Source organism: Photobacterium sp. WH77 (genome assembly GCF_022014395.1).
Taxonomy (GTDB): domain Bacteria; phylum Pseudomonadota; class Gammaproteobacteria; order Enterobacterales; family Vibrionaceae; genus Photobacterium; species Photobacterium arenosum.
On the sequence record NZ_JAKLTE010000015.1, the window covers coordinates 1 to 26585 of the forward strand.

Here is a 26585-nt window from a genome sequence, read left to right on the forward strand (position 1 = left end):
GACTGAGTATGGATGCAGTTACCAGGCCATTAACAAAAGCTCAGGTACCAACAGAAACCGAGGTTAAAGAACTATATGAAAAAATAAACTCGGATCCGGATAAAATTGAATGGGAAGTGGTCGCTTTTCAACAGCCTTATCCGAGTCGGCGTAAATATTATGTGACGTTGATGACGTTAATGTTAAATTTGATTATATTTTTTCTCATTTTAATTGGTGAATCATTTGATGTTATGAAAGCTATCACCGATGGTTTTACTTGGTTCATGCTTGGTGGTGTTATATTTATAAGTTTAACAGTAGGGAAAATTAATTTATTTCCCAGGTTTCGCCATCACTACATTTTAAGCCGTTATGGCCTTATTACTGAAGATCATGTTCATTCATCAAAAATAGGAAATGCTATCCTAAGAAAGTTGCTGGCTGTTGCCGCTGTTGGTTCATTGGCGGCGGTATTTATCATTGGTCCGTCTGCACTAGTAGGGTTTGCCGGGCTGGGTGTGACCTGGCTGGTATTGAGCGGAACGAATCTAGATAAGTATTTGTTGTCGCAATGTATTAGTACGCATGATGAGATATTTTTCTTAAGGGAGCATGATGATCATGATGAATCAAGAGACTATTTTTTAATTTATCATCGTGGATATATATTCGAAGAGCCTGAAGAGTCCGTTATTGAATTAGAGCAATATAAGGTTACATCAACCGACATTTATTGCTTACAAGGTGACAAACAAAAAATTATGAATAAATTTAATGAGTTTTTCCCTTATGGGAAAATCCCAAGTGATAAGAAGGACTTATTTAAAGGGGCAGCGAGGTTTTTACCACCTCAGGAAATCATGGATCTAGAAACACAGACCTCACCGTATCGAGATGATATAGAGAAATACAGTTAATTGTTGGGTAGGGACTTGAGCATGGATGCTTTCATCAGGCCAGACGTTAAAGCAAGTGTACCAACAGAAACCGAAGTTAAAGAGCTATATGAAAAAATAAATTCGGATCCGGATAAAATTGAGTGGGAAGTTATAACTTCTGATCAAGCTTATCCAAGTCGGCGAAAATACTATATTGCTTGTACAACGGTATTGTTTGTTTTATTAATGTTTATGATTAATTTATTCGTATCATCATTTGATGTAGTTGATACTATAACGCATCCTCTCACGTGGATGATGTCAGGTGCTGCAGTATTTGCAAATCTCACCATTGGAAGAATAACAATGTTTCCATTGTTTCGGTATCATTACATCTTAAGCCGTTATGGTCTGATAACTGAAAGTCATGTTCATTCATCAAAAATAGGAAATGCTATTCTAAGAAAGTTGCTGGCTGTTGCCGCTGTTGGTTCGCTGGCTGCTGTATTTATCATTGGTCCGTCGGCGTTAGTGGGTTTTGCCGGGTTGGGTGTGACCTGGTTGGTATTGAGCGGAGCAAATTTAGACAAGTACATGCTGTTACAGCGCATCAGTACCTATGATGATATCTTTTTCTTAAGAGAGCATGATGATTCTGATGAACCAAGGGATTTATTTTTATTATTTCACCGTTTTATGAAATTCTCAGAAACGGAAGATAATGAAATTGAATTTAAAGAATATAAGTTCTTTTCGACACAGATATACTGTCAACAAGGGGACAAAGATAAAATTATCTCTATGATTAATGGTTTATATCCTTATGGTCAGATACCGAGTGATAAAAAAGATATTTTTGATGAACTGTATGAATATGTGCCACCTCAGGAGATTAAAGACTTAGTCGCACAAACCTCGCCGCATCGTGATGCTGAGCAATGCAGTTAATCGTTTTCTTCATTGAAAAGCGCCCTGTCAGTGAACAAATTGACAAGGCGCACATGATACCAACATGTTGTCTCAGCTTTAATGGATCAACCCTTAACCAGCTCTGCATCCGGTAAAGACAGCACCAAAATGGCGGCAAAGACCAGGAAGCCTGTCATCATCATGAACACATCGTTATACGCCATGATGTAGGCGTCGGTTTGCATGCTTTGTGCCAAGCTGGCTTTGGCTTTCAGCATCGCGGTTGTTGGATCGGTACCCTGTTGCAGGTAATGCCCGGCTTGCTGTGCCAGTTGATGCCACGCGTCGTTACTGACGCTGGGTAAGCTGGCCTTGATGTGAGCCAGATGCTCCCGCGCTTTGTTGTCCAGCATGGTGGCTATCAGTGCGATGCTGAAAGCGCCGCCCAGATTACGTAACACATTGGTGATGGTCGAGGCATCCGGTGTCTGGTGTTTTTGTATGGTCTGCATCGCGACCAGTGACAGCGGCACAATGATAAAGGGGCTGCCAATGGCCCGCAGTAACATCGACAGTATCATCTGCTGTCCGCCAAAATCCTGATTCATGTGGGTATTCACATAACAGCTGATACCAAACATGATGAAACCAAATGCCACCAGAAACTTGGGTTTAACAACTTGCGTCAGTTTGGGGATCAGAGGGAAAAGCAATAATTGAGGGAACCCCATCCACATCAGTACTTTCCCGATCTCCAGCGCGTTGTACTGATGGATCTGCGTCAGATACATGGGCAGAACAAAAATGGAACCCAGCAGTGCCATGCCCAGGATCAGATAAGCCAGTCCTGACATTGCAAAGTGCGGATTAGTGAGCAACCTCAGGTTCACCAGGGGTCTGGGATGCCGCAGTTCATTGATAACGAACGCCACTAAGCTCAGAACGGCGATAACGGTTAGCCCTATGATAAAGTGCGAACTGAACCACTCCTCCCGGTTTCCTTCTTCCAGCATGACTTCCAGACAGCCTAAGCCGACCGCCATGGTCACGATGCCAGCCCAGTCGGCATTTTTCAGGCTGCTGATATTCATTGGCTGATCATCCAGGCCATAGCGGAGCATGGCCAGCATCAGCAAAGCCGGCGGCAGGTTGATGTAAAAAATGTAATGCCACGACAGATGCTCTGTTAGCCAGCCGCCCAGCGTCGGGCCGATAGACGGCGCAAACGTGGCCGTGACGCCGAACATCGCCATACCTATAGCCCGTTTATGAATCGGTAACAGCTGGACCACCAGTGAAAACGCCATTGGAATCAGCGCGCCGCCACTGAAGCCCTGCATAGCGCGAAAGGCAATCATTGAGCTCATACTCCAGGCGATAGAGCACAGCAGCGAGGACACAGTGAAAATCACAGTTGTGCCAATCAGGTAGCGTCGAGCCCCCAATGCCGTTGATAACCATCCGCTCAGGGGAATCGCGATCATTTCTGCCACCAGATACGAGGTGGAAATCCACGAACTTTCATCCAGGGTGGCGGACAGCGCGCCCTGAATATCTTTCAGGGATGAGTTGGTGATCTGAATATCAAGGATCGCCATAAACGCGCCCAGCATTCCGCCCAGCAGGGCAATCCAGTGCCGGAGCGGGACGTCATTCTCGGAGCGCTGATCAAGGGCTGGATTTGTCTGAGGCAGGGCCTGTTCACTCATGAGCGACCTCAACACTTGCCAGTGTTTCAGCTCCCTGCGCTGACTGTGAGCGGGTATCTATGGTCGCAACCACAGACAGGCCCGGCAGTAGCTGACCGGCGAGCTGCTCAGGGTGTGGGATCACAATTTTGACCGGCACCCGCTGAACAATTTTGGTGAAGTTGCCTGTGGCATTCTCGGGCGGCAGTAACGCAAACTTTGCCCCGGTGGCGGGAGAAAAGCTGTCGACCACACCGTCCAGAGTCTGGCCCGGATAGGCATCCAGCTCAAATTCCACATGTTGTCCCTGATGAATACTGGCAAGCTGAGTTTCTTTAAAATTGGCTTCAATCCAGACTTCCCGGGTAGGCACCAGACTGAGCAGCGGCATGCCCGGCTGGACATACAGTCCGATTCTCAGGCTGCGTTTGCCGACAATACCTTCAACCGGGGCATAAATACGGGTGTAACTGAGATCGAGCTCCGCCTGTTTGACCTGCACCATGGCTTCCTGTACCGAAGCTTCCGCCTGACCTTTCTGGCTGTTCAGGACCAGAAGCTGATCTTTTGCCGCCTGCAGGCTGGCTTTTGCGGCTTCTAGTTCGGCAGCACTGACTTTCAGGTGTGAGCTGGCATCGTCGACTTCATCCTGAGACGAATAGTTTTTTGCCAGCAGGGAACGGGCGCGGCTGTCTTGCTGCGTTGCACGTTCCAGCTCTGCCTGCGCCGAGCTGACCTGGCTGGCCGACTGGCGAATCACGGTTTTCTGCAGTGCAAACTGGGCATTAAGGTGGGCGACTGCAGCTTGTGTCACAACCAGGTTGGCCTTGGCCTTTTCCAGCGCGGCCTGATAGTCACGATCGTCAATGGTGGCCAGTAGTTGCCCTGCTTCGACTCTGTCGTTATCGCTGACATAGGTTGCCTGGATATAGCCGGCCACTTTGGGGCTGATGTTGGTGATCTCACCCTGTAAATAGGCATTGTCTGTGGTTTCAAAATAGCGGCCGTAGCCGTACCAGTATCCTCCCACCGACACGGCGATAAGACCCAGCGTCAGCGTTGCAATAAGAGGAAGGCGTGAAGATGTTTTAGAAGCTTGCTCGGTCATGAGAATTCGTATTGTTGTGATTTATGTTTGGGCATGAATTGTAAAAAATTATGAATTGGTTTATTAGATAGGAAAAATCGAAAACACTGTTGCGGATTTTTCACTAATGGTGGTGTTACTTGTGGTTTTCGTGCAGGTTGCTTTCTGATGAATGGATGGTGGAATGGATTTAAATGCAATGGTGATGTTCGCTCAGGTGGTTGAGTGCGGGAGTTTTACGCAGGCCGCTGAGGCAATGGATATGACTAAGTCGACGATCAGCAGGAAAATTGCGGATCTGGAGAAAGATTTGGCGGTACGCCTGCTGACCCGCAGCACCCGCAATCTGGTGCTGACCCATGAAGGGGAAGCGTTTTATCAGTCGTGCCGTCAGGTGGTTGAAATTGCGAACCAGGCTGAGCTTGAAGTCACGGCAAATCAGGATTTGATCAGAGGCAGGCTGAATGTGGTGATGCCAGTCGAGGTCGGGCAGAAAGTGTTCGGTAAGAGCATCAACGCATTTTTGAAACAGTACCCGCATGTCAGCCTGCACCTTGAGTTAAGCAACCGGGAAGTTGATCTGATTGCTGAAGGGGTCGATCTGTATGTGCAGGTGGGCGACATAAACGATTCCGGCATGGTGGCAAGGCCGTTTCATTCGTCGCGGCGGATCCTGGTTGCCAGCCCTGACTATCTCGCGCTGAACGGAAGCATTGAGTCGCCTGTAGACTTGGTTGCACCTCATCATCAGATCAAGATCTACAATGCCGTGAAGATACCGCATTGGGCACTGGAAAAAGACGGACATCAGGTGCAGATTGAACTGCCGTACCGTTTCAGGGTGAACACTATCACCTCGGCAATGTCTGCCTGCCTGGACGGACTGGGTATTGCCTTGTTGCCGGAGTTTATCTGTCGGGAACACATTGACCGTGGTGAACTGATACAGATACTGCCAGGCTGGGTGTCGCCGGTTGTGCCGATCAGCTTTGTTTACCCGCAGCGGGATTTGATACCGAACCGGCTTCGTCTGTTTATTGATTACTTGCTTGAGCGCTTTGAGGTGATCACCAGCGTTGCCGATAGCCAAGAGTAATCGCCACATCCGGGCTGTTATCCATATTGAATATATTTTCAGTGAGGACCAGCTCCAGCACGCTGGTGGGAAAATGGTAGCGGTATCCTGCCAGAATCTCGTTTGAGGCTTGTGACAGGGCCGAGGTGGCTTCTGACACACCTTCGTAAAAATGGTATTCCAGCAACACTCTGTGAGGGCCATTGAACTGATACTGCCAGCCTGCAGCTGCAGCATAGGTCAGCGTGTTATAAGGAATGAGTGCCGCCGGACTATGGCGATAAACTCCGCCAAACATGGCGTGAAAGCGATGGCGGTCCAGGTGATAGCTGTAGTTAAGCTGTAAAGCCTGCTCCAGGTTATGGTTATGGAACGGGCCGGAGTCTACATAGTTGTAATACAGGGAGGCGCCGATAGAAAGGGCTTCCCTTGGGCGATCCAGTATCTGCCAGCCGCTGTACAGGGTCAGTGTTCGTGTCAGCGTTTCGCCTTTGAAATCTGAATACTCCACCCCGTATTCAGGGATAGAAATATCAAAGCTGTGCCTGGGCACATCCTCACGGCCGTTCAGGCTTATGCCGAACAGGTTATGAAAACCAAACGTCAGGTTATCTAAGTGGCTGTCCAGAGCAATTCGCCAGCTGGCGTCCAGCTCCAGTTGCCAGCCGGCTGTGACTTGCCACATTAATCCGGTGCTGAACGTCGACTGATAGTAGTCGGCCCGGTACTCAGGGGTTTCTGCCCAGATACTGGCCGTGGCCGCCGTGGCGTAAAATTCCAGTGACTCTTCGGGTAACGCAAAGCCGCTCCTGAGCTGCGGGCTCAGGCTGTTGGACTGGAGGGGCGATTGGGCATAGGTTTTCAGCGGCCCGAAATCCTGCGGACTTGGCGGCGCTGCGAAGGCTGTGTGCCAAATAGACAAGCCAATGACGAGAGTGCCTGTTACTGCCGGATACTGAAAGCATATCATTCATTTCTCCGGGTGCCGGATAATCCGTTTTTTATCGTGCCTGATTGCTATCGTATACCGCTAAGCTGTTGTGCAATATAACCAATCTGTCACTATAGTCATGGGATAAATTTAGTCATGAGATAGATACAGTCATCAGATAAAGTCAGGATTAAATTTACTTGCGATAAGAGCAGTATAAGTTAAGTCTTGTGTGCAATTTGCCTCACAATTGCAACCCTCAGGCGGAGAACGCTGAACGCTATCTGATTGACTACACTGAGACTATAGAAGCAGGCACTCAGTCATGAGTGTTTTTCGAGTTTTTGAGCAGCATGCTAGTGTACCGGTTGGCACTCTAAGTTGTTGTCCCGGTTGTTCCATTTTGACGTGCAATACCTGCTTATGCATTTTTTGGAGTGACAATGAAAATTGGTATCCTTTCCCGTAATTCAAAGCTGTACTCAACCCGTCGTCTGATTGAAGCCTGCCGTGAGCGTGGGCACGAGGCACAGGTCATTGATGCGCTGCGCTGCTACATGAACATCAATTCCGACCAGCCTTCCATCCATTCCAAAGGTCAGGATTTATCTGGTTTGGATGCGATTATTCCGCGCATCGGCGCCTCGGTCACTTTCTATGGCTGTGCGGTATTGCGCCAGTTTGAAATGATGGGGGTTTTTCCGGTCAATGAATCTGTGGCGATTACCCGCTCCCGGGATAAATTACGTTCGCTGCAATTGCTGTCGCGCAAAGGGGTCGGGATGCCTATAACTGGCTTTGCCAGTAAACCGGACGACATTGGCGATTTGCTTGAAATGGTGGGCGGCGCACCTGTGGTGATCAAACTGCTGGAAGGGACGCAAGGGATAGGTGTAGTACTGGCCGAAACCCGCAAGGCGGCAGAAAGTGTGATTGAAGCTTTTCTGGGCCTGAAAGCGAACATTATGGTGCAGGAATACATCAAAGAAGCCGGCGGCGCGGATATCCGCTGTTTCGTGATCGGCGACAAAGTGATCGCCGCGATGAAGCGCCAGGGCGCTGAAGGGGAGTTCAGATCGAATTTACACCGGGGCGGTTCGGCGTCATTGATCAGGATTACTCCGGAAGAACGTAAGACGGCAGTGCTTGCCGCTAAGGTGATGGGGCTGCGTGTAGCCGGTGTGGATTTGCTGCGTTCTCAGCGCGGGCCGCTGGTGATGGAAGTGAACTCCTCCCCAGGTTTGGAAGGGATTGAACAAGCGACTGGTAAGGATATCGCGGGTATGATAATCAAATACATAGAATCAACCGCAAAACCGCAGAGGACGCGCACCAGTGGCAAAGGCTAGATTAAACAAAGTCATCGAATTTATTGGCACCGAAGTGCCGCCAGGACAATCTGCCACCATAGATTTAGAAGCTGCTCAGCTATATACCCATTCACCTCTGCACATTCCCGTTCATGTGGTGAACGGGCGCTATCAGGGGCCCGTATTGCTGGTCAGCGCTGCTATTCATGGTGATGAGCTCAATGGTGTGGAAGCGGTCAGGCAACTGCTGAATAAAGTGGATCCGTTGAAATTGCACGGTACTTTAGTGGCTGTTCCCGTTGTTAATGTGTTCGGATTTATTCATAAATCACGCTATTTACCTGACCGACGCGATCTCAACCGGTGTTTTCCCGGCTCTGAACGTGGATCAACGGCCGCCCGTATGGCCTACCAGTTCAGTGAACACGTCGTTAATAAGTGTACGCATATTATTGACTTGCATACAGGGGCGATTCACAGAGGGAATCTGCCCCAGGTGCGGGCAAATCTTGACGATGAAGCAAGTGCCGAAATGGCGCATGCTTTCGGCACCCCTGTGATTCTGGATGCCGCTATTCGTGATGGCTCACTACGGGCGGTAGCGGATGCGGCAGGTATCCCGGTTATCACCTACGAAGGCGGGGAAGCGTTGCGGTTTGAGCCGCTTGTGATTGCTGCGGCGGTGAAAGGGATAGTGAGTGTCATGCGGATGCTGGGAATGATACGCCGGGTAAGCCGGAAAAAAGAGCAGGCATCGCCTTTTATCGCCCGCTCCAGCAGTTGGGTGAGGGCTGAGCAGAACGGAATAGTGCGCTGTGTGGTGGCACTCGGTGAGCGGGTAACCAAAGGGCAGGTGCTTGCCTATATCAGTGCCCCGCTCGGCCATGGTGAAGACACTATGGCTGCCCCCAGAGACGGCATCGTTATCGGCCAGCAAATGCTGCCGTTGGTCAATGAAGGGGACGCGGTTTTTCACCTTGCTTATTTCAATAAAGGGGCAAGTTCAGAAGTCGAGCAACAAATTGAATCGTTTCTTGATGAAGTCAGCGATGAAGTTGATATCACCTGATGGGATGTTGAGCTAACCACTCTTATTTTTGCGCACGGGAGGCGCACCTTATGGTCAATTCGGAAACCGCTACAGATTGGTTTATTGATGGTTGGCAGTTAGGGGATACACCGCGTCAACTGACGCTTGAAGATTGCGAGACGCTGGAGAAAGACTGCTGGTATCACTGCCAGCGTGATGCCACCGGGCTGAAGCACTGGTTGTCCAAAGTGGGCGTGCCACCGTCACTGACTTCAGCTTTACTGGCAGATGATACACGTCCGCGCTTCGAGCTGTTGGGGGAGGAGACTTTCCTTCTGATACTGCGAGGCATTAATCTGAATGAAGGGAATAACCCGGACGACATGCTAAGTATCCGGTTTCTCTATTTTAAAGGTTGTCTGATCTCTACCCGTAAATACCCGTCACGGGCAATTGCTGAGGCGCGGCGTCAGTGTGAAGAAGGCAACAGTCCGCCGAGCCTGTTGGCTATGCTGGCAACCATTGTTGATAAACTGAACCGGAATATTGAAACCTTTCTCGACCCGATTGAAGAAGATATTGAATATTACGCAGAGCATCAGGATGAAGCTGATAGCCAGTCACTGGCTCACCTGAACAAACGCTTGCTGAAAATTCGCCGCTTTCTGACTCCCCAGCGCTATGCACTGGATGATTTGCTGCATTCGGAAATGGCGAGTTTGGAATCGTTGCGTATGCCCTTGCTGAACTGCCGTGATCTTGTGGTACGGATTAACGAGTCGATTAACTTTTATATCGACCAGATCCAGGTCATCAATCAGCACCTGGGCCAGATGCAGTCTGAGAAGGTAAACCGAAACACGTATCTTATTTCGATGATCTCTATTATTTTCCTGCCTATCAGTTTTCTTACCGGCTTGCTGGGCGTTAATATTGGCGGCATGCCTGGTGTGGATTCATCAACGGCATTCTGGCTGTTTTGTATCGCTTTAATAGTGGTTACCGTGTTTGAGATTATTTTGTTCAGAAGGATGAAATTTATTTAATGATAGAAGCCGTTCTACAAAGTCGGTTGGCTTATAACCTGTTTATTATTCTGGCTTTTCTGATTGTTTACGCGATTGCAAAACGTGTCATCAACTTGTGGCTGACCAGGCTGGGTAAGACCAAGATGGTGAGTGAAGCCAGAGTGCGGTTTATCTCTCGTATTTTATCGTCCGTGGTGTTTTTCGTGTTGTTCAGTGTGGCGGTGATCAGCCTGGGGCTGGGATACAGTGACATTTCACTGTTTTTCTCTTCGGCCTTTGCCGTGCTGGGTGTCGCCCTGTTCGCGCAATGGTCCATGCTGAGCAACGTGACGGCGAGTGTGTTGATCTTTTTTGTGTTTCCGTACCGTATTGGCGATCGGGTCAAAGTAGTGGATAAAGACGATGATATCAGTGGGGTGATCAATGATATCACCATGTTTCATGTGATTATTGAGCGCACAGATGGCAGCCTGGTCACTTATCCCAATAACATCATTTTGCAAAAACCAGTGATTAAGCTGACTCAGCTGGTGGTAAACCCTAAGCCGGACAATGAGCAGCCTGAGGCAGTTGATACACCACAGGCAAGCACGCAGCAGCCAATGCAGCAGTAACCAATGTAAGAAAAACTATGAATGAAGAACAAGACAAAGCAGCGGTGAAAGATCTTCTGCCACAACAGGAACTTAGTCAGTGGGTTGAAGATCTTAACCGGGTTCATGACGAAGAGCAGGAAAGGGTATTCTCAGAAGCCTCGGAAGTGCTGGAAACGTCTGAGCTGGGTTTATTGCTGGAATCTTTGCCTATTGATGAGCGTCTGGCTCTCTGGCAGACCGTTGCGCCGGAAGAGCGGGTAGAAGTCCTGGTTGCCATGCGATCCGATGCGCGGGGTGTGCTGATCGACAATCTCAGCATGCCGGATCTGCGGGCTATGCTGCACGGGCTGGATGCTGAAGATCTGATCGAACTGTCGCAGAGTCTGTCAGATAAGCTGGTGGATTTTGCGCTGGCGAAGATGAGCCAGGATCAGAAGTCCTGGTATGAACAGAGCCAGCAGTATGACGAAGAACAGATTGGCCGCTATGTGGATCACAGCCTGGTGATGTTAACGCCGAATACCCGTGTTTTCGAAGCCTTGCGTGCGGTGCGACGCGCCGATCACCCTATGCTGGATCGCGTTTATGTTGTTGACAAAAAAGGGTTGTATAAAGGCGAGGTGTCATTACCTGTCCTGCTGGCGGCCGATGGTCAGGCCAGGGTGGACAGCCTGGAAGATGATATTGCCTCTCCCCTGAAAGCGGAAATGGACGTTTATGATGCTTCAGAACGTCTTGAACACTCGGACCAGGCGGCGATGGCGGTGGTAGATGAATCCGGCCGCTTTGTCGGGCGCGCTACGCTCCGGCTGGCGATGGAGATTACCCGGGAAACCTATGAAGCCAGACTGATGGCACGGGCGGGTCTGAATGAAGACACCGACCTGTTTGCCCCCGTCTGGCTCAGTGCAAAACGTCGTGCTTTGTGGCTGGGCATTAACCTGCTTACTGCATTTCTGGCGTCCTGGACTATCGGGTTGTTCGAAGCCACGCTCAGCCAGGTGGTGGCACTGGCGGTCCTGATGCCTGTGGTGGCGTCAATGGGGGGCATTGCCGGCAGCCAGACCTTAACCCTGATTATCCGCGGTCTGGCGATGGGGCAAATCACCTTTGGTAACGTGTGGTCGCTGGCCAAAAAAGAGTTGCTGGTCGCCTGCCTGAACGGCGTGCTCTGGGCGGTCGTTATCGCCATTGTGGCGGCTGTCTGGTTCAGCAGTGTGGGGATTGGTGGAGTGATAGCCGCTGCTATCACCATTAATATTGTGGTTGCAGCAATTGCCGGTGTCGTTATTCCGGTGATCCTGGATAAATACGAGATTGATCCTGCCCTGTCCGGGTCTGTCATACTTACAACAGTCACAGATGTGGTGGGCTTTTTTACCTTTCTCGGTCTTGGCAGCCTGTTTTTGCTGGGCTGAACCACGAAGATTCCCTCCCCTTGGCAAGGGGAGGGTCAGGGTGGGGTTCGTGAAGCGGGCACGGGTTTGATGATTATGCCTTGTAACCCCCTCCTAACCTCCCCCTTGAAAAGGGGGAGGGATAGTCAAAAGCAAAATAAACAGAACCGGAGTGGTCAATGGACTGGAAATTCAACGCTGAAGATTTGGGCCAGATTGTGATCGGCGCCTTTGCCCTGGGCGTCCCCATTTCCTTTTCTGAAGAAGCCTGGCAACTGAGTGAATCTCTTCCACTGCTGAATTTGTCTGTCCTTGTTGTGCTCACCTTGGTTTTTATGGGGCTATACGCTTACCAGTCCATGTTTGGTCAGAATATCCGTAAACGCGTGCCTGTTTTTCTGGTCAGGGTACTTGGGGCCTATCTGATCACTTATCTGGTGGTTTGCCTGATCCTGTTTTCGCTTAACCAGTTCCCACTCATCGATAATTGGGTCGTTGCTGTTAAACGTGCATTGATCATTGCCATGCCCGCTTCTATGGGAGCGATTATTGTGGACAGTTTCGATAAAGAATAAAGGCACTCTCTCAACATACATTCAGCCGGCCAAATCTGATTACGGCAATTATTTGCTAATGTAATTGAACGATGTTTTTTACCTGAATGTATCCTGAATTAGTATCAGATTTAACAAGCTGCTGGTTTAAATCGAGAAGGGTATGATTACAATTAAACCCTGTTTTATTTACGGGTATTGAACAATGAAAAAAATGGCTTTTGTAGCGGTCTCTCTGGTGACTTTATTAACGGGGTGTGCGGGCCAGATGGCAGCAACCAATGCAACCATGAAATTCAATATGGATGTGGTGGATAACCGTTATGCACGTGGCGGTCTGACCATTGCGATGGCGCCGGTTTATGCTGTGACCACAGTGGCAGATTACATGGTGCTAAACCCTATCGAGTTCTGGACCGGCGAAAATGCGGTAACTCAGAAACAGTCTATCTATGACGTTAAAGGTGAAGATTACATCAAGATTAATGATCAGCTTGATGACGATCTTAAAACGGCGCCTATCAAGCCTCTGAACTGAATGATTCGTACTCCTTAACCTGCCGCTCTGCGCTAACGGCTATGGCCCGGCAGGTACTTTCTGCGTAAAACATGCGATATCATGGGCTTCCTGAAACAGAATTCGGAAGCCCGGTATGCCCCATCAGCACAGCACGTTTTCATCACCCAAAGTGGCGGTTCTCGCTGTCACCTACAAAGACGATCAACTCATTCTGGTTCAACGCAAAAATGAACCGCAGAAAGATGGCTGGGGCTTTCCCGGCGGCTCCGTCTGGCCGGGTGAAACCCTGCGTGATGCGGCTGTGCGGGAATTGAAAGAAGAAACCAGTGTGTTAGCGGTAGCAGAACAACTATTGGAAGTGGTTGAAGTCAATGAATTCGATGGTGACAACTGTCACCATCACTTTATTCTGGTGCCTGTACTTTGCCGCTATGTGGCAGGAGAGCTGCAGCCGGGTGATGACGCCAGTGACTGTTGCTGGATGTCAGTGGCCGACATTGTCAGCAACCAGTCGGATCTCATCGAAAAAGTGGCCGATGTGGCGCTGAAGGCTCAGCAGACGTTGTCAGAATAGTACCCAGCCAGCGTGATGGTGATGCGGCGAACTCACTTGTATTCTGTGCCTTTGAGAGTCAGTGCAGTTAGTGCATAACAATGTCTGGCCTCTGAAAGCAGTCGCTTATAAAATCGCATCAGCTTTGGATATTCAGACGGACATCAGATGATGCAAACCTTGTTCAGAACCTTTCTGCTTTGCTGCTTTTTTGTGCCGCTCATTGCAACAGCGGCCCCCAATATACTGCTGGGCAATCCGGCAGACCCAGCAACCACAGTAGCAGGGCAAGCGGTGAATGCGGCCTATGATTACAAAGATTCCCTGAACCGCGATACTCCCAGAGGTGCGCTGAAAGGTTTTCTGGAAGCGATTTACGAGCAGGACTACACGAAAGCGGCGAAATACCTGGACTTGCGTTACATGCCTAAAGGAATGAGCGCCAGAAATGGAGAAGACTACGCCAGAAAACTGCATGCCATCATTGAGCGGAATCTGTGGATTAATCTTCAGGACATTGATGATACCCCGGCAGGGGATCTGGATGATCTGTTGCCTGACTATCGGGAGTCGTTCGGCAATATTAATGTTAAAAACACGGAAGTGTCACTCCTGTTGCAGCAAGTCCCAAGCAAAAAGCTGGGCAAAATCTGGAAGATCTCCAATGCCACAGTCGCACTGGTCCCGAGTCTGTATGAAGAACTGGGCTACAGCCCGTTGACAGAATGGTTCATCCAGAATGTGCCGGACGGCTATCTGTTCAAACTCAGCCTCTGGGAAATGACGTTTCTTTTTACCTGTTTGTTAGCCTCATTTGCGATCGTGACGCCAGTCTGTCTGATTACAGCCTGGTTGGTCCGGAAAACAGACATCAAGATGAAAGACGATTTGGCAGGTTTAATCGCCAAGCCTTTGCTGTTTTTTACCGCACTGGCTCTGGATCATCTGTTGCTGTCGAATGCGACACTGACGGCCAATGCCAGAGCCTTGCTCAATAATGGTTATCTTCTGTTGGGTGCCAGCCTGTGGCTTGGCTGGTCTGCGATTGGGCTTTTTCAGTACATTCTTCGTGAGCGTTTAATTAACAACGGCAATAAACAAGGGGCGGCCATGGTTCGTCCCTTCCTGACATTTATCCGTATCATTTTGCTGATCTTTGCTGTGTTGTCCTGGATGGAATACCAGGGTTTCAATGCGACAGCCTTGCTGGCCGGAATGGGCGTGGGTGGTGTTGCCCTGGCTTTGGCTTCCAAACAAACACTGGAAAACTTCATTGGTACCATGATGCTCTATTCTGCGGCACCGGTAAAAGTGGGTAATTTGTGCAATTTCGGTGGGATCCGGGGCACGGTAGAAGAAATTGGCCTGCGTTGTACCCGCATCAGAACCATAGACAGAACCGTTATCCATGTGCCGAATGCCAAGCTATCGGAAATGGAAATTGAAAATATTTCGATGCGGGAAAAGATCCGGTTTAAATCGGATATTCGTCTGGATTACAGCACATCGACCACGCAATTAAAGCAGATTATTGATGAAATAAAACTGCTGCTGGAAAATCATGAAAAAGTCGATAAAAAGCCCCTGCGTGTGACGTTTCGAGGTTTTGGTGCGCACGGATTAGAAATCAATGTATTTGCGTATATTGGCACCAAAAGCCTGCCGGTTTATCAGGTGGCCGCCCAGGAAATCCATTTAGGCATTATGGAAATCGTCGAAAAGCAGGGCTCCAGAATCGTACCAGCTACTTTTGATGCCCAGCTTCTGTCGTAATGATATACCGACTTCCGGGCTGTGGCCCGTATCGGCACCTCAGAAGGTTCGGACACGAATGTTCAGATGAAAAGCAAAGGAGAGATAAATGTTTGCAGTGATTTTCAAGGCGACAACAGGTGAGCAGGACAGCCAGTATACCGAGATGGTCAAAGTGATGCGGGATCTGGCATTTGAAAAATATGGGTGCCTGGACTTTATCGCTGTGACAGAAGGGGATCAGGAAATTGCGATTTCCTACTGGAACGCCGAAGAGGATATCCAAAACTGGCACAAAGACAGCCAGCATTCACTGGCCCAGCAATTTGGCCGTGAAAAGTGGTACGCCTCCTACACTGTGCAGGTTGTGGAAGTGAAGCGGCAGTACAGTTTTAATAAGTAATTCTATCAGGTTGAATTCATCTGTGCTGTTAACGATTTCTTGCAGCACAGTTTGATACATCTACCCAGGGAAAATCATCTCCCTGCGCCCTCCTACGCAGGTAAACTTTTTTCTTTGCCCGCGGTGTCGATGAGTTGGCTTTGCGCTTCACTACAAGCTGGTTTGGTGCCTTAAAATGGCAAAATAAGGGTGTTTTAAATTATTGTTTTTTAATGGTTTGTTTTTCTTACTCTCAAACATTCTAAATGCTAGACTCTGAATCAAATTAGTGGAGGCGATGATGTATAAAGAGAATGAAATATTTAATCAGGTTAGTTTTTCCCGCCAGGATTTATCAGAAGCTGTATTCAAGCGCTGTCAGTTTTACCGTTGTGACTTTAGCCGAGCAAATTTAAGGGATGCAGTTTTTGAAAACTGTAAGTTTATTGAGCCGGGGGCTATCGAAGGCTGTCATTTTGACTATTGCGATTTGCGTGATGCGAGTTTTAAAAACTGTCAGTTAGCTTTAGCAAACTTTAAAGGTGCAAATTGCTTTGGTATTGAATTGCGGGATAGTGATCTGAAAGGTGCCAATTTTATTCAGGCGAGTTTTGTGAATCAAATCAGTCATCAGATGTATTTTTGCTCTGCTTTTATTACCGGCTGTAATTTAAGCTATGCCAATTTTGAAAGTCAGTGCCTTGAGAAATGCGATCTATTTGAAAATAAATGGTATGGGACGAACTTACGGGGGGCATCTTTGAAAGGGTCGGACTTATGCAGAAGTGTTTTCTCTGAAGACTGCTGGGTACAATTTTCTTTCCAGGGTGCAGATCTTAGCTATTCAGAACTTGATGGTCTCGATCCCCGAACAGTCGATTTAACGGGTGTGAAAATCTGCGATTGGCAGCAAGAGCAATTGCTGGAGCCTCTCGGTATTGTCGTTCTGCCGGGTTGATGTGTTTTTAAAGCTGTGAAACGACGCCGTTAGCCAAGGCTAGCGGCGTACGTGAAGAATCCACGGAGACGGAAAGATTAACTTATTAATTCACATTGAAAAGCCATCAAACCAGCAGTGCTGATACTTCAGGGATAAGATTTATTCAGCAGTGCTCGAACTAAAATGGACAGACTTAATATCAACCCATTGATTGTTGCCGGTGTAATCGTTTTGATTATCCTGTAAAGAAAGGATAGGTTGCTGAGTAAAGATACCAGGCTCAGGGACATAGTCACTGCTCGCGTCAGTCAGACCATCGGTGAGTGCCACATTCATCGGTGTATTGGCATCAATCAATCTCAGTTGCTGCATGAGTTGATCTAATTGTGGCAACGAACCGGACAGGCTTCTATTCGTGCGTAAGATGATTTTCTGCTCGGTTAATTGATCGTTCACTAAATGTTGGCGCGTTTTCACACCACCGAGTTTACTGACATAATTTGTATTGGATGAACCGGCTCTTCTTACAAGATTAATATCAAGTCTGAATAGATGTCGCGAGAAGGAGTGGTTTCAAGCCTGGTTGTTTTGTCGTCTGAAGTGATTGGTTTGAACAAAACGGCGGGTTCAACCGCCGTACAATATGACAACTTTTTTAATCCAGAATGATATGAGGAATAAACATCGAGGTATCTTTGGTGATGTAACCTGTATCTTCCCGGATCGTCAGTCCGGCGGGTTCGTCATTGATTAACCAGCTGCCGATGAGCATATGGTTGTTACCGAAACGGGGTAAATGGGTATATTGCTGGACTATATAGCCTTCGTCGCCGTACGGCCCCGGCTCATGCTGCAGTATTTCACCGGCACGATGCACGCTGATGTTGGCACCTTCGCGACTGAAAATCGGTTTTTTCACAAAATCCGTCAGGCTTGCAGCTTTGGGATCATCAGAAAAGTAGGCGGGCAACAGGTTCGGGTGGTGAGGAAACATTTCCCACATCAGCGGCAGAATGGCCTTGTTTGAACTGATGCTTTTCCACATAGGTTCCAGCCAGTTGACATTGGCGGTGTGCAGATACGCGGCATACTCTTCCCGGAACATGAACTCCCACGGATAGAGCTTGAACATCCAGCGAATGGGGTTGTCGTCCAGATCGGTAAACTCACCGTCCTGATTGATACCTATGTCTTCAACGTACACAAACGCGATTTTCAGTCCGGCTTCTCTGGCGCAGTCTTCAAGATACTGCACTGTATCTCTGTCTTCCACACTGTCACGGCAGCAAGCAAAATGCAGTGTTTGGCCCGGCTGGTAGCTGCCTAATGCCGCCATGCGCTGAATCATCAGCTCCTGAATCAAATTGTACTGATCGGCGCGCCTTGGCAGTTTGCCGGCATTGACCTGATCTTCAAGCCACAACCATTGCCAAAAGCTGGCTTCGTAAAGTGACGTTGGTGTGTCGCTGTTAAATTCGAGCAGTTTTGCCGGATGACGACCATCGTAGGCAAAATCCAGTCGCCCATACAAACTGGGTGCTTTTTGTTTCCACGAGCTGGCAATCAGATCCCACATGTTTTCCGGGATCTGAAATTTTTTCAGTAAGGCTTCATCGCGGATGACTTTATCGACGGCTTCCAGGCTCATTTGATGGAGCTCGGCGGTAGGTGCTTCCAGTTCACTTTCAATCTGCTGCAAACTGAACTGAAAGTAGCGGTCTTCGACCCAATACGGTTCGCCTTCCAGGGTATGAAAACGAAATCCAAATTCATCTGCCAGCATTTTCCAGTTGGGGCGGGGGGTAATAGGAACCTGAATCATAGTGCTGCTCGAATGGTCAATCAGGCCGACATTATCATGGGGGACGGATGAGAAAGTAAAGATTCCCTGTGTATGAAAAGTCCGACTTGGATCATGATCGCATAACATTGATGAGAATATACGTTTCGCATACACTTCGTTTATTCAATGTATATCATTCAGGGCACCCTATGGGGATTGTAAAAATATCGGATGAACTTCATGAGGAAATCCGCAAAGCCAGCAGCACGATGTCGCGTTCCATTAATGCTCAGGCCGAGTTTTGGATAAAGATGGGTCTGCTGGCCGAAATGAACCCGACACTGACGTATAACGAACTGATTCGCAAACTGTTACTCAGTGACGCGGGATCAGTACAGGAATTAATGAGTGAACAAAATTAATATTAAAACCGCGCAAGAAATTGAATTGATGCGGGAATCTGGCCGTTTGTTAGCCTCGGTATTTTCGATGCTGGATAACTTCGTGGCTGCCGGTGTATCGACCATGGCGATTAACGATAAGGTCGACGCTTTTATTACCGACGCATTGTCTGCCCGACCAGCCAGTAAAGGCCAGTATGATTATCCGTATGTCCTGAATGCGTCGATCAATGAAGTTATCTGTCACGGTATGCCGGATGAAAACCGTGTGCTGAAAGATGGCGATATTATCAATCTCGACATCACACTGGAGAAAAATGGCTTCATTGCCGATTCCAGTAAAATGTATTGCATAGGTAAAGTTCAGCCACGTGCGTCCCGGCTGGTAAAAGCAACCTACGAAGCCATGTGGCAGGGTATCGCGCAGGTGAAGCCAGGGGCGACACTGGGTGATATCGGTTATGCGATTCAAAAACATGCGGAAAGTCATGGCTATTCTGTGGTCCGGGAATATTGCGGCCACGGCATAGGCCGGGAAATGCATGAAGAACCCCAGGTGCTACACCATGGGCTGAAAGGACGCGGGTTGCGACTGCAGCCGGGCATGACATTCACCATTGAACCCATGATCAATGAAGGCACATACAAAACCAAAACCAAGAAAGACGGCTGGACCGTGGTGACGAAAGATAAAAAACTGTCGGCGCAATGGGAGCATACAATACTGGTGACAGAAACCGGTTATGAAGTACTGACGCTGAGAGAAGAAGAAAAGCACTGACGGGTAATGCCGGCTAAACAGAGACCCCAGTACGTCTGACTGGCTGTTTGATGGCATTGGAACCCTTGCCAGATAGCCGACTCTTCATGGTTACATCAATATCGGAATAACTAGCATGGTAGCAATCACCACGGAACGTCTGACGATCAGGCCGCTAACGGCGGCAGATGTCGATTTCATTTTTGAACTGTATAACACCCCGGGCTTTAAACGTTTTGTCGGCGATAAACAGCTCCATACTCGTGAGGATGCGCTGAATTATCTCGAAGCATCGCTTATCAGTATGTACCAGACAAAAGGGCTGGGACTCCAGCGCGTTGCATTGAAAAGCGATGATACACCTATTGGCATCTGCGGCCTGATCAAGCGTGATTCTCTGGAAGACATTGATTTAGGGTACGGCTATTTACCCGGTTTTGAGGGAAAGGGATATGCTTTTGAAGCCGCCCGGAGCACACTGTGCTTTGCTCGCGATGAGCTCTCTTTGACCCGCCTGGTTGCTATAACCGATTCAGAGAACCGCAGATGCATTGATTTGCTGACCAGGTTGGGTTTCCATTACGAGACGAACCATGAAACCTTGCCTGACGGCGGGTTGCTTGTGCTGTATGGCATTGAGCTGTGAATAAATAAAGGAGTACACAGTGTCTGAATCAATGACAGAGAAAGAAAAGATGCTCGCGGGTCTGGCATACAGTGGCAGAGATGCCGAGCTGGTCAATGACCGTAAAGAAGCCAAAGTCATGTGTCACCGTTTTAATCTGGCCGATCCGCGCGATTCGCAAGCCAGAATGGCGATTCTGGCAGAAAGGGTACAATTTTCCGGCGATGCCCATATGGAACCGTCTTTTTACTGCGACTATGGTTATAACATTGTGCTGGGCGCTAATTTTTATTCGAACCATAACCTGACCATACTGGATGTCTGCAAAGTGACTATCGGTGAGAATGCGTTTATTGGCCCTAACGTCATGATTTCCGCAGCCTCTCACCCTATCGATCCCGTTGAGCGGCTGCATGGGGAAGACGGTGCGCCGGTGTGGATAGGTGACAATGTCTGGCTGGGAGGCAATGTGGCCGTTTTGCCTGGCGTTCGTATTGGGCATAACTGTGTGATTGGCGCCGGCAGTGTTGTCACCAGAGATATTCCGGATAACAGCGTTGCAGTGGGTAACCCATGCCGTGTTGTCAGAGAGATCACACCGTCTGAGCCATCAGCTGTGATGGCCGGCGGCTAATCAGGGAGAAATATTGTGGCGCAAGCGATTCTGACTCATCTGATGTTTGAAGGGGATGCCGAAGAGGCGATGAATTTCTATATCAGCCTGTTTGCCGGATCTGAAATTCGTCACATTGAGCGTTACCCGGATGGCGAGTCGAAAGGCATGGTCAGGCAGGCCCGTTTTGTGCTTGCAGGCCGGGAATTCATCGCTATCGATTCGTTCATTTCGCACCATTTTACGTTTACGCCTGCGATGTCTGTCTTTGTTGACTGTGAATCGGCAACCGAGTTTGAGCGGGTTTACGCCTCGCTCACCGAAGGCGGTAATGCCCTGATGCCTGCAGATAATTACGGTTTCAGCCAGCGTTTCGGCTGGGTGACGGATCGTTTTGGGGTGTCCTGGCAGATTAACCTGCCTTGAGCCGGATGGAACCGGAAAATGAAAAAAGCCGCTGAATGTCAGCGGCTTTGCAGAATGAAACACAGAGTAGCCTGCGATTAAGGCGTGGCAATCTTAAACCAGAACGGGAATTCGTCCATCATGCCCATCAGCTGACCAAAGGCCTGAACATTGCCTTGGGTTGTGACCTTACCGTCTTGCAATAGTTGCTGGAAGCTTTGCTGTTTAATCAGCATGTTGTCCATATCGCTGCGGTTAATGGTGATGGTGACATCGGCGTTATCGCTTTGCTGGCCTTTGATGTTATTCAGGTGGCTGTTTTCCAGCTCCAGCAGATAGCGTTCATCACGATCCGGGAACACAAAGTTAAGTGTGAGTTTTTTCCCTTCCGCTTTTTCTGCGTTCAGGCGCACACCCAGATAGTCGAAAATCAGATCTGTACTCATTGCGCTGACAAAGTCGGGGCCAACACGGGTGGCCCGCGCATTGGTTGGCATACCATTACGTAATTCGTAAGCACCGACCAGATAGGTGTTTCGCCAGCCAGCTGATTCAGACTGGTAACCCAGTTGCTCGAAAATATCAGCCTGAAGCAGGCGAGCCTGCTGGTTGTCAGGATCGGCATAAATAACCTTGTTCAGAACTTCTGCCGCCCAGCGGTATTCACCTTTATCAAAGCTGGCTTTTGCCCGTTGGATGATGGCATCGGCACCGCCCATCGCCTCGACATATTTGGGTGCAGAGTCAGCCGGACTGAGCGGGTTCAGGCTTGCCGGGTTCATGTCGAAGAAACCCAGATATTTGTTGATAACGGCCCGGACATTGTGTGAATACGAGCCGTGGTAGCCACGGTTGTACCATTCGTTGGCGAGAGAGTCCGGTACTTCAAATTCGTTATGGATCTCGTTGATGGTGACGCCTTTGTTGGCCAGGTTCAGGGCATGGTCATGAATGTAACCGTACATGTCACGTTGCTTTTTGAGTACGTGCATCAGGTAGTCATTGCCCCACCGCGGCCAGCTATGTGAAGCAAACATCACGTCTGCCTCTTTGGCCACACCATGGATCAGGCTGTTAATGTACTTACTCCAGCCTTGAGCATCCCGCACCTCGGCGCCACGCAGGGTATAGACATTGTGCATGGTGCCAATGACGTTTTCGGCTGTCCATAATGCTTTAAACTGCGGAAAATACGTGTTCATTTCCGATGGTGATTCAGTGTTCGGGGTGTTCATGAATACCATCTTAATGCCGTCTATGGTGACGGTTTCTGTGTCTTCAGTCACTTCCCGGGTTGGCTTGATCAGACCAATCACGCCCAGGGATGCCCCCTTACCAATGGCAGCATCAACGACACCTTTCGGGCCGATAGGCAGTGCGTTGGCATATTGGTAAGTTGCGCGGCGTGTCATGGCATTACCGGCCAGCACATTTTCTTTAATCGCGTGCTCCATGAAATGGCGGGGGGCAATGATCTCGACTTCACCGCTGTCGACTTGCTCTTGAGAGACCACACCTTTCACCCCACCAAAATGATCAATGTGCGCATGGCTATAAACCACGGCATGAATTGGGTAGTTGCCGAGCTCTTTTGTTACCAGTTCGAATGCCGCTTTGGCTGTCGGTGGCGTCAGCAGCGGATCGAACACAATCCAGCCGGTATCGCCTTTAATGAAAGTAATGTTGGAAATATCGTAACCACGCACCTGATAAATACGATCCGTGACTTGATACAAGCCGTAGGCCATGTTCAGTTTGGCCTGACGCTCCAGGCTGGGGTTAATCGTGTCGATTGATTTATCACCCATCAGAAAATCATAGTTGCCCAATTCCCAGACAGCGGTGCCGTTCTCATCCTTGATGGTGACTGCCTCCGGGCGCTTTATCAGGCCTTTCTCAACCAGTTCAAAATCTTTGGTATCGGAAAAGGGCAGTCTGTCTCTCTGCTGCTTTTGATAAGCTTTTGTAAAGGGAGTGGCATCTTTCGCTTCTGTGTTGAGAGCGGCGGCAAAAACGGATTGAGAAAAGACAGCCACAATCATACTGGCGACTAAAGTTCTATGGCGCATAGATCGTCCTTGTTAAATGTCGTAGAGGTAAGGCGTTCAGGGCGCGATTGTTTCTGCCCTGACAGGCCATGCAGGCTCATTCAGTCAATTAGCTTATAGGACGACTGTCTTATCGAGTTCTCAGTTCACGCCATTTTATGTTGCGCGGGTGCTAGTTGTTAATAAAATGTGTCATTGATGTGTGGTGTGTCAAATGTCTGCTTCAGTGTGAGACTTTGTTCTTCGCTGGCTTTTGGCAATACCTGGGTTTGTCGGTGAAAGTGTGCGTCTGCCAGAAAAGCTGACTGAGTGGTCAGTCCACAATAGCAGCATTTTATGGCTAAATGACATGGCTTGTGACAGGACGCTTTCGATGTGAACAGTGAGGCGATATACGCGTATGAATGCTTATTACTCAACCCTGAGTGGCTGGTTGATCCCTTTTAGCCGCATGATGGCTGCGAACCAGATAAACGAGCAACAGGCATTGTCGGCTTGCGGGATTTCACCCAGTGAAGTGTTGCATCAGGAAAGCCGCATTGGCATAGAAAAAATCACCAAGCTATTGCAGTACTGCAATCAGCGGTTACCACGCCAGGATGTCAGCGTGCAGGTGGCCCGCAATTTTCATCCCAGTGTGTTCTACGCGCTTGGCTACGCCATGATGTCATCCAGTACACTGAAAGACGCGCTGGAACGTATCGCCCGCTATAAAAGAGTGGTGTCCAATACTTGTTCGATCGAGTTGATTGAGTCTGCAGAGCAGGTCGTATTCCGAATGAATATCGTCTGCCACGCGGGTAGCCATACCCCGGTTATACCGGACATAGTTGCTGAAACCTTTTTAGCAACCATGGTGCAATTTGCCAGGGATATGGTTCCCGGCGATTTGCACCCGGTCAGAGTGTGTCTGATGGCGGCCGATCAGGGGCAGACTTTTCTGAGTGAATTCATGGGCTGTGAGATCCTCTACGGCCAGGCAATGAATGCGGTGGTTTTTGACAGTGAGCAGGCTTCACGGCGGCTCATTACCGGTAATTCCTTGCTGGCACAAACCCATGAAAAAATGCTGGACGAATTTCTGACGCGGATGGATAAAAATGATCTGATTCAGATTATTCGCAATAAGCTTTGCCAGTTATTACCTATGGGCGTTCCCACTCAAACCGAGATCGCGGAATCTATGGGGATCAGCCTGCGTAGTCTGCAACGAAAGTTACAGGATAAAGGGACATCGTTTACCGATATTCTGGAAAGTACCCGCAAAAAGCTGGCGCTGGAGTATATTGAGCAACCGCATCTGTCATTGGGTGAGATTGGTTATCTGGTGGGGTATTCCAGCGTGGGGAACTTTAACCGGGCCTTTAAGCGCTGGACGGAAGAAACGCCGGGCCGCTACCGCAATCAACTCTCTGAGCAAATCCGGTAGCGTATTCATCGCCTCGCTGCAGGAACAACCGGCTGAGTTTCGCAGCCGGTTTTTTTAAATGCGGATGTGTTGCGCATTAAGCAGTGATGCTGTCTGTGTGATGTTGCTGGTGGCTGGCTGGTCTGTTGAGTATAAGCTCAGCGGCTTTTTCTGCAATCGCGATAGTCGGTGCATTGGTATTACCGCTGATCAGGGTTGGCATCACAGAAGCGTCCACCACGCGCAAGCCTTTCACGCCATACACTTTGAGTTCGGTATCTACTACGGCCATCGCGTCATGACCCATTTTGCAGGTACCAACCGGGTGATAGACCAAACCTATGTGCTGTTTGATCTTGTCAAAGATTGCCTCATCGGTGTCTGCTTCAATGCCCGGATTCAGTTCTTCAGCCCGGTAGCCATCGAAAGCCGGCGCTGCCAGAATCTTACGTAACTGCCGAATGCCGTCGACCAGCACCTTTTTATCTTCCTCATGGGCGAAAAAGTTAAAATCAATGTCTGGTGCCATAGCAGGGTCTGCCGAACGGAGTTTTACCGTCCCGCTGCTTTTCGGGCGCAGTACACAGACGTGGCAGGAATAGCCATGCTGAGCCATCAGTTTCAAATCGCGGCCGCTGTCGTCAAACAGCAACGGCAACATATGCAGCTGGATATCAGGGCGATCCAAATCCTCCCGGGATTTGATAAATCCGCCCGCTTCAGTGATGGAATTGGACAGCTTGCCTTCCTTCTTCAGCACATATTTCAGTGTATCGGGAGTCATACGCAACAGGCCGCCGAGTGAAGCGGTGAAGCCGTCTTTTTTCTTACTTTTAACCAGTACGCAGGCATCGACATGCTCTTGCAGGTTTTCGCCGACGCCCGGTAAGTGGTGCTGGCAGTCAATGCCATGCGCTGCGAGGTGATCCTGGTTGCCGATACCCGACAGCATCAGCAGCTGTGGTGAATTGATGGCACCGCCACTGAGGATAACTTCCTGATCAGCATGGAAAGTGAGATCCTGCCCTTTATAGGCGAAGCTGACACCAATGGCCTTTTTATCTTCAATAACGACTTTTTTTACTGTCGCTTCCGTCAGTACGGTCAGGTTTTTCCGTTCCATGGCCGGGTGCAGATAACCACGGGCAGCACCGCAGCGCTGGCCATTTTTAATCGTGCATTGGTAATAACCCACGCCTTCCTGAGCAGCGCCGTTGAAATCTGGATTGAATTTGAATCCGGCCTGCTGGCTGGCCTGAATAAAAGCCTCTGTGAGCGGATACTGGGCCTGACGGTCACTGACATGCAGTGGGCCACTGTCACCATGAAAGGCATCGGCTCCGCGCTCATTGCATTCGGATTTCTTGAAGTAAGGCAGCAGATCATCAAAGCCCCAGCCGGAATTGCCCAGTGCAGACCAATGGTCGTAATCCTCTTTTTGACCACGGACATAGAGCATACCGTTCACGGAAGAACTGCCGCCCAGCACTTTGCCTCGCGGTACGAAAACCGGTTGTCCGTTACGCAGTGCAGGATTGGACGTTGCGTTGTAGGCCCAGTTAAATTTCCTGGAAAACATGAAATACGCGAAGGCACCAGGGGTACTGACAACGGGCGTTTTGTCCGATGGACCGGCTTCCAACACCAGCACTGAGTATTTTTCATTGGCTGTTAAGCGGTTTGCCAGTACGCAGCCAGCAGAACCGGCACCGACAACAATATAATCATAACGAGATTTCATAGTGCCTCCTTGCAAGCAACTGCTGATATTTTATCAAACTGTTAACATTTTGCTGTTTGCTGAGGACGCCAAATCATTATCATCTGGTCGTTTTTATAAATTATGTCAAATTAATGAAAATTTATTACTTAAAAATCATTACTTTATAAGCAATCGCTTGCCTCTGGTACAGGATCACATTTCATAACA

Annotated in this window: 27 protein-coding genes; 20 read left to right on the top strand and 7 right to left on the bottom strand. The window is 49.0% G+C overall.

The annotated features are described in order from the left end of the window. Positions 1 to 899 (top strand): hypothetical protein (locus tag L6J37_RS14795; RefSeq protein WP_237795677.1); only part of this gene is annotated, 899 nt, incomplete at its 5' end. A gap of 21 nt (positions 900 to 920) precedes the next feature. Further along, on the top strand, positions 921 to 1808 hold the full coding sequence (locus L6J37_RS14800) for a hypothetical protein (protein ID WP_237795679.1): 888 nt from the start codon (positions 921 to 923) through the stop codon (positions 1806 to 1808). Positions 1809 to 1894: 86 nt separating this feature from the next. Here the strand turns inward: L6J37_RS14800 and L6J37_RS14805 are convergent, their stop codons facing one another. Continuing rightward, positions 1895 to 3478: a DHA2 family efflux MFS transporter permease subunit gene (locus L6J37_RS14805; RefSeq protein WP_237795681.1), complete on the bottom strand. Its 1584-nt coding sequence runs from the start codon at positions 3476 to 3478 to the stop codon at positions 1895 to 1897. After that, the gene (locus tag L6J37_RS14810) at positions 3471 to 4565 is read right to left on the bottom strand and encodes an HlyD family secretion protein (RefSeq protein ID WP_237795683.1); all 1095 of its coding nucleotides are present in this window, start codon (positions 4563 to 4565) and stop codon (positions 3471 to 3473) included. The genes L6J37_RS14805 and L6J37_RS14810 overlap by 8 nt, the downstream gene beginning before the upstream one ends. A 163-nt stretch (positions 4566 to 4728) precedes the next feature. On the opposite strand from L6J37_RS14810, the gene L6J37_RS14815 reads away from it, so the two are divergent. Continuing rightward, a complete protein-coding gene (locus L6J37_RS14815) occupies positions 4729 to 5640 on the top strand; it encodes a LysR family transcriptional regulator (RefSeq protein ID WP_237795685.1) in 912 nt (303 codons plus the stop codon). Here the strand turns inward: L6J37_RS14815 and L6J37_RS14820 are convergent. After that, complete coding sequence (locus L6J37_RS14820; protein ID WP_237795686.1) at positions 5612 to 6589, bottom strand: DUF3187 family protein; 978 nt, start codon at positions 6587 to 6589, stop codon at positions 5612 to 5614. The two genes, L6J37_RS14815 and L6J37_RS14820, sit on opposite strands and share 29 nt — an antisense overlap. A 404-nt stretch (positions 6590 to 6993) precedes the next feature. Between L6J37_RS14820 and rimK the strand changes: the two genes are divergently transcribed. The 11 genes from rimK to L6J37_RS14875 all read left to right on the top strand — a co-directional run bounded on the left by rimK (position 6994) and on the right by L6J37_RS14875 (position 16630). Next, positions 6994 to 7899: a 30S ribosomal protein S6--L-glutamate ligase gene (gene rimK / locus L6J37_RS14825; protein WP_192017226.1), complete on the top strand. Its 906-nt coding sequence runs from the start codon at positions 6994 to 6996 to the stop codon at positions 7897 to 7899. Beyond that, positions 7886 to 8929, top strand: coding sequence for a succinylglutamate desuccinylase/aspartoacylase family protein (locus L6J37_RS14830; protein ID WP_237795689.1), 1044 nt, complete (start codon positions 7886 to 7888; stop codon positions 8927 to 8929). The genes rimK and L6J37_RS14830 overlap by 14 nt, the downstream gene beginning before the upstream one ends. A 50-nt stretch (positions 8930 to 8979) precedes the next feature. Next, positions 8980 to 9936, top strand: a complete 957-nt coding sequence (locus tag L6J37_RS14835) for a CorA family divalent cation transporter (RefSeq protein ID WP_192017224.1) — start codon at positions 8980 to 8982, stop codon at positions 9934 to 9936. Further along, positions 9936 to 10532 carry a mechanosensitive ion channel family protein gene (locus L6J37_RS14840; protein ID WP_237795691.1) on the top strand — a complete coding sequence of 199 codons (597 nt, stop codon included), beginning with the start codon at positions 9936 to 9938 and terminating at the stop codon, positions 10530 to 10532. Before L6J37_RS14835 ends, L6J37_RS14840 begins: the two co-directional genes overlap by 1 nt. Before the next feature lie 17 nt (positions 10533 to 10549). Beyond that, positions 10550 to 11932 (top strand): magnesium transporter, encoded by a 1383-nt coding sequence (locus L6J37_RS14845; RefSeq protein WP_218387056.1) that lies wholly within the window; start codon positions 10550 to 10552, stop codon positions 11930 to 11932. Between the two features lie 158 nt (positions 11933 to 12090). Continuing rightward, positions 12091 to 12486, top strand: coding sequence for a DUF2391 family protein (locus tag L6J37_RS14850; protein WP_237795693.1), 396 nt, complete (start codon positions 12091 to 12093; stop codon positions 12484 to 12486). Positions 12487 to 12670: 184 nt separating this feature from the next. Then, positions 12671 to 13003 (top strand): DUF3332 family protein, encoded by a 333-nt coding sequence (locus tag L6J37_RS14855; protein ID WP_218387053.1) that lies wholly within the window; start codon positions 12671 to 12673, stop codon positions 13001 to 13003. 115 nt (positions 13004 to 13118) lie between these two features. Next, positions 13119 to 13559 carry an NUDIX hydrolase gene (locus L6J37_RS14860; RefSeq protein ID WP_192017219.1) on the top strand — a complete coding sequence of 147 codons (441 nt, stop codon included), beginning with the start codon at positions 13119 to 13121 and terminating at the stop codon, positions 13557 to 13559. 147 nt (positions 13560 to 13706) lie between these two features. Beyond that, entirely contained in the window at positions 13707 to 15311 is a 1605-nt protein-coding gene (locus tag L6J37_RS14865; RefSeq protein ID WP_237795695.1) for a mechanosensitive ion channel family protein, read from the top strand. An 88-nt stretch (positions 15312 to 15399) separates the two neighbouring features. Continuing rightward, positions 15400 to 15693 carry an antibiotic biosynthesis monooxygenase family protein gene (locus tag L6J37_RS14870; RefSeq protein ID WP_192017217.1) on the top strand — a complete coding sequence of 98 codons (294 nt, stop codon included), beginning with the start codon at positions 15400 to 15402 and terminating at the stop codon, positions 15691 to 15693. A gap of 280 nt (positions 15694 to 15973) precedes the next feature. Then, the gene (locus tag L6J37_RS14875) at positions 15974 to 16630 is read left to right on the top strand and encodes a Qnr family pentapeptide repeat protein (protein WP_192017216.1); all 657 of its coding nucleotides are present in this window, start codon (positions 15974 to 15976) and stop codon (positions 16628 to 16630) included. A 141-nt stretch (positions 16631 to 16771) separates the two neighbouring features. On the opposite strand, the gene L6J37_RS14880 is transcribed toward L6J37_RS14875, so the two are convergent. Further along, positions 16772 to 16984 (bottom strand): hypothetical protein, encoded by a 213-nt coding sequence (locus tag L6J37_RS14880; protein WP_237795697.1) that lies wholly within the window; start codon positions 16982 to 16984, stop codon positions 16772 to 16774. A gap of 283 nt (positions 16985 to 17267) precedes the next feature. Continuing rightward, positions 17268 to 18434, bottom strand: coding sequence for a glutathionylspermidine synthase family protein (locus tag L6J37_RS14885; protein ID WP_192017214.1), 1167 nt, complete (start codon positions 18432 to 18434; stop codon positions 17268 to 17270). 170 nt (positions 18435 to 18604) lie between these two features. Between L6J37_RS14885 and L6J37_RS14890 the strand changes: the two genes are divergently transcribed. The 5 genes from L6J37_RS14890 (at position 18605) to L6J37_RS14910 (ending at position 21220) form a co-directional block, all read left to right on the top strand. Beyond that, positions 18605 to 18817, top strand: coding sequence for a ParD-like family protein (locus L6J37_RS14890; protein WP_027251232.1), 213 nt, complete (start codon positions 18605 to 18607; stop codon positions 18815 to 18817). 28 nt (positions 18818 to 18845) lie between these two features. After that, a complete protein-coding gene (gene map / locus L6J37_RS14895) occupies positions 18846 to 19577 on the top strand; it encodes a type I methionyl aminopeptidase (protein WP_237795752.1) in 732 nt (243 codons plus the stop codon). Positions 19578 to 19692: 115 nt separating this feature from the next. Next, the gene (locus tag L6J37_RS14900; protein WP_192017212.1) at positions 19693 to 20202 is read left to right on the top strand and encodes a GNAT family N-acetyltransferase; all 510 of its coding nucleotides are present in this window, start codon (positions 19693 to 19695) and stop codon (positions 20200 to 20202) included. Positions 20203 to 20233: 31 nt separating this feature from the next. Continuing rightward, positions 20234 to 20815, top strand: a complete 582-nt coding sequence (locus L6J37_RS14905; protein ID WP_192017283.1) for a sugar O-acetyltransferase — start codon at positions 20234 to 20236, stop codon at positions 20813 to 20815. 15 nt (positions 20816 to 20830) lie between these two features. After that, the gene (locus tag L6J37_RS14910) at positions 20831 to 21220 is read left to right on the top strand and encodes a VOC family protein (RefSeq protein WP_161442582.1); all 390 of its coding nucleotides are present in this window, start codon (positions 20831 to 20833) and stop codon (positions 21218 to 21220) included. A 77-nt stretch (positions 21221 to 21297) separates the two neighbouring features. Here the strand turns inward: L6J37_RS14910 and L6J37_RS14915 are convergent, their stop codons facing one another. After that, on the bottom strand, positions 21298 to 23268 hold the full coding sequence (locus tag L6J37_RS14915) for an alkyl/aryl-sulfatase (RefSeq protein ID WP_237795699.1): 1971 nt from the start codon (positions 23266 to 23268) through the stop codon (positions 21298 to 21300). Between the two features lie 379 nt (positions 23269 to 23647). Between L6J37_RS14915 and L6J37_RS14920 the strand changes: the two genes are divergently transcribed. Beyond that, positions 23648 to 24676: an AraC family transcriptional regulator gene (locus tag L6J37_RS14920; RefSeq protein ID WP_192017210.1), complete on the top strand. Its 1029-nt coding sequence runs from the start codon at positions 23648 to 23650 to the stop codon at positions 24674 to 24676. Positions 24677 to 24752: 76 nt separating this feature from the next. Here the strand turns inward: L6J37_RS14920 and L6J37_RS14925 are convergent, their stop codons facing one another. Beyond that, positions 24753 to 26396: a GMC family oxidoreductase gene (locus tag L6J37_RS14925; protein ID WP_237795700.1), complete on the bottom strand. Its 1644-nt coding sequence runs from the start codon at positions 26394 to 26396 to the stop codon at positions 24753 to 24755. Positions 26397 to 26585: the final 189 nt, after the last annotated feature.